This window comes from Pseudomonas protegens, assembly GCF_003732485.1.
GTDB lineage: Bacteria > Pseudomonadota > Gammaproteobacteria > Pseudomonadales > Pseudomonadaceae > Aquipseudomonas > Aquipseudomonas protegens_B.
The window spans coordinates 1-4,004 of the sequence record NZ_MOAK01000007.1 but is presented as its reverse complement, the minus strand read 5'-3'; the positions used below and the strand labels follow the sequence as shown (position 1 = coordinate 4,004).

Below are 4,004 nucleotides of genomic sequence, written 5' to 3'. Positions count from 1 at the left end.
AAGCCGCGAGGTGGAGCTAATCCCATAAAACCGATCGTAGTCCGGATCGCAGTCTGCAACTCGACTGCGTGAAGTCGGAATCGCTAGTAATCGCGAATCAGAATGTCGCGGTGAATACGTTCCCGGGCCTTGTACACACCGCCCGTCACACCATGGGAGTGGGTTGCACCAGAAGTAGCTAGTCTAACCTTCGGGAGGACGGTTACCACGGTGTGATTCATGACTGGGGTGAAGTCGTAACAAGGTAGCCGTAGGGGAACCTGCGGCTGGATCACCTCCTTAATCGACGACATCAGCTGCTCCATAAGTTCCCACACGAATTGCTTGATTCATTGAAGAAGACGATAGAAGCAGCTTTAAGCTCCAAGCTGATAGCTCCAAGCTAACAGTTACAAGCTCGAAATTGGGTCTGTAGCTCAGTTGGTTAGAGCGCACCCCTGATAAGGGTGAGGTCGGCAGTTCGAATCTGCCCAGACCCACCAATTTTGTTATGGGGCCATAGCTCAGCTGGGAGAGCGCCTGCCTTGCACGCAGGAGGTCAGCGGTTCGATCCCGCTTGGCTCCACCATAAACTGCTTCTGAAAGCTTAGAAATGAGCATTCACTTTGAATGTTGATTTCTAGTCTTTTGATTAGATCGTTCTTTAAAAATTTGGGTATGTGATAGAAAGATAGACTGAACGTTACTTTCACTGGTAACGGATCAGGCTAAGGTAAAATTTGTGAGTTCTCTTTTAATTAAGAATGCAAATTTTCGGCGAATGTCGTCTTCATAGTATAACCAGATTGCTTGGGGTTATATGGTCAAGTGAAGAAGCGCATACGGTGGATGCCTTGGCAGTCAGAGGCGATGAAAGACGTGGTAGCCTGCGATAAGCTTCGGGGAGTCGGCAAACAGACTTTGATCCGGAGATCTCTGAATGGGGGAACCCAGCCATCATAAGATGGTTATCTTGTACTGAATACATAGGTGCAAGAGGCGAACCAGGGGAACTGAAACATCTAAGTACCCTGAGGAAAAGAAATCAACCGAGATTCCCTTAGTAGTGGCGAGCGAACGGGGACTAGCCCTTAAGTGGCTTTGAGATTAGCGGAACGCTCTGGAAAGTGCGGCCATAGTGGGTGATAGCCCTGTACGCGAAAATCTCTTAGTCATGAAATCGAGTAGGACGGGGCACGAGAAACCTTGTCTGAATATGGGGGGACCATCCTCCAAGGCTAAATACTACTGACTGACCGATAGTGAACTAGTACCGTGAGGGAAAGGCGAAAAGAACCCCGGAGAGGGGAGTGAAATAGATCCTGAAACCGTATGCGTACAAGCAGTGGGAGCAGACTTTGTTCTGTGACTGCGTACCTTTTGTATAATGGGTCAGCGACTTATTTTCAGTGGCGAGCTTAACCGAATAGGGGAGGCGTAGCGAAAGCGAGTCTTAATAGGGCGTCTAGTCGCTGGGAATAGACCCGAAACCGGGCGATCTATCCATGGGCAGGTTGAAGGTTAGGTAACACTGACTGGAGGACCGAACCGACTACCGTTGAAAAGTTAGCGGATGACCTGTGGATCGGAGTGAAAGGCTAATCAAGCTCGGAGATAGCTGGTTCTCCTCGAAAGCTATTTAGGTAGCGCCTCATGTATCACTGTAGGGGGTAGAGCACTGTTTCGGCTAGGGGGTCATCCCGACTTACCAAACCGATGCAAACTCCGAATACCTACAAGTGCCGAGCATGGGAGACACACGGCGGGTGCTAACGTCCGTCGTGAAAAGGGAAACAACCCAGACCGTCAGCTAAGGTCCCAAAGTTATGGTTAAGTGGGAAACGATGTGGGAAGGCTTAGACAGCTAGGAGGTTGGCTTAGAAGCAGCCACCCTTTAAAGAAAGCGTAATAGCTCACTAGTCGAGTCGGCCTGCGCGGAAGATGTAACGGGGCTCAAACCATACACCGAAGCTACGGGTATCACGTAAGTGATGCGGTAGAGGAGCGTTCTGTAAGCCTGTGAAGGTGAGTTGAGAAGCTTGCTGGAGGTATCAGAAGTGCGAATGCTGACATGAGTAACGACAATGGGTGTGAAAAACACCCACGCCGAAAGACCAAGGTTTCCTGCGCAACGTTAATCGACGCAGGGTTAGTCGGTCCCTAAGGCGAGGCTGAAAAGCGTAGTCGATGGAAAACAGGTTAATATTCCTGTACTTCTAGTTATTGCGATGGAGGGACGGAGAAGGCTAGGCCAGCTTGGCGTTGGTTGTCCAAGTTTAAGGTGGTAGGCTGGAATCTTAGGTAAATCCGGGGTTCTAAGGCCGAGAGCTGATGACGAGTTACCTTTTAGGTGACGAAGTGGTTGATGCCATGCTTCCAAGAAAAGCTTCTAAGCTTCAGATAACTAGGAACCGTACCCCAAACCGACACAGGTGGTTGGGTAGAGAATACCAAGGCGCTTGAGAGAACTCGGGTGAAGGAACTAGGCAAAATGGCACCGTAACTTCGGGAGAAGGTGCGCCGGTGAGGGTGAAGGACTTGCTCCGTAAGCTCATGCCGGTCGAAGATACCAGGCCGCTGCGACTGTTTATTAAAAACACAGCACTCTGCAAACACGAAAGTGGACGTATAGGGTGTGACGCCTGCCCGGTGCCGGAAGGTTAATTGATGGGGTTAGCTAACGCGAAGCTCTTGATCGAAGCCCCGGTAAACGGCGGCCGTAACTATAACGGTCCTAAGGTAGCGAAATTCCTTGTCGGGTAAGTTCCGACCTGCACGAATGGCGTAACGATGGCGGCGCTGTCTCCACCCGAGACTCAGTGAAATTGAAATCGCTGTGAAGATGCAGTGTATCCGCGGCTAGACGGAAAGACCCCGTGAACCTTTACTATAGCTTTGCACTGGACTTTGAATTTGCTTGTGTAGGATAGGTGGGAGGCTTTGAAGCGTGAACGCCAGTTTGCGTGGAGCCATCCTTGAAATACCACCCTGGCAACTTTGAGGTTCTAACTCAGGTCCGTTATCCGGATCGAGGACAGTGTATGGTGGGTAGTTTGACTGGGGCGGTCTCCTCCTAAAGAGTAACGGAGGAGTACGAAGGTGCGCTCAGACCGGTCGGAAATCGGTCGTAGAGTATAAAGGCAAAAGCGCGCTTGACTGCGAGACAGACACGTCGAGCAGGTACGAAAGTAGGTCTTAGTGATCCGGTGGTTCTGTATGGAAGGGCCATCGCTCAACGGATAAAAGGTACTCCGGGGATAACAGGCTGATACCGCCCAAGAGTTCATATCGACGGCGGTGTTTGGCACCTCGATGTCGGCTCATCACATCCTGGGGCTGAAGCCGGTCCCAAGGGTATGGCTGTTCGCCATTTAAAGTGGTACGCGAGCTGGGTTTAGAACGTCGTGAGACAGTTCGGTCCCTATCTGCCGTGGACGTTTGAGATTTGAGAGGGGCTGCTCCTAGTACGAGAGGACCGGAGTGGACGAACCTCTGGTGTTCCGGTTGTCACGCCAGTGGCATTGCCGGGTAGCTATGTTCGGAAAAGATAACCGCTGAAAGCATCTAAGCGGGAAACTTGCCTCAAGATGAGATCTCACTGGAACCTTGAGTTCCCTAAAGGGCCGTCGAAGACTACGACGTTGATAGGTTGGGTGTGTAAGCGCTGTGAGGCGTTGAGCTAACCAATACTAATTGCCCGTGAGGCTTGACCATATAACACCCAAGCAATTTGCTTAAGAAGCGAGTTGCGGTGTGTGAAGACGCTACGAACCGAAAGTTTGCACCGCTCACAAAGCACACAAATCTATTACATACCCATTCGCTGGCACGTTGACCGTAAGGTAAACGGACTGGCTACCGAATTTCTTGACGACCATAGAGCGTTGGAACCACCTGATCCCATCCCGAACTCAGAAGTGAAACGATGCATCGCCGATGGTAGTGTGGGGTTTCCCCATGTGAGAGTAGGTCATCGTCAAGATTAAATTCCGAAACCCCAATTGCGAAAGCAATTGGGGTTTTGT

General features: G+C 50.7%; 2 tRNA genes and 3 rRNA genes. All 5 read left to right on the top strand.

Annotated features, from left to right (window positions below):
• Positions 1–282: ribosomal RNA gene (locus BLX41_RS00385) — 16S ribosomal RNA — on the top strand; the annotation flags it as partial.
• Between the two features lie 123 nt (positions 283–405).
• Positions 406–482: transfer RNA gene (locus BLX41_RS00380), tRNA-Ile, on the top strand.
• Positions 483–492: 10 nt separating this feature from the next.
• Positions 493–568 (top strand) — tRNA-Ala (locus tag BLX41_RS00375).
• A 233-nt stretch (positions 569–801) separates the two neighbouring features.
• A 23S ribosomal RNA gene (locus BLX41_RS00370) occupies positions 802–3,693 on the top strand.
• A gap of 152 nt (positions 3,694–3,845) precedes the next feature.
• A 5S ribosomal RNA gene (gene rrf, locus BLX41_RS00365) occupies positions 3,846–3,961 on the top strand.
• Positions 3,962–4,004: the final 43 nt, after the last annotated feature.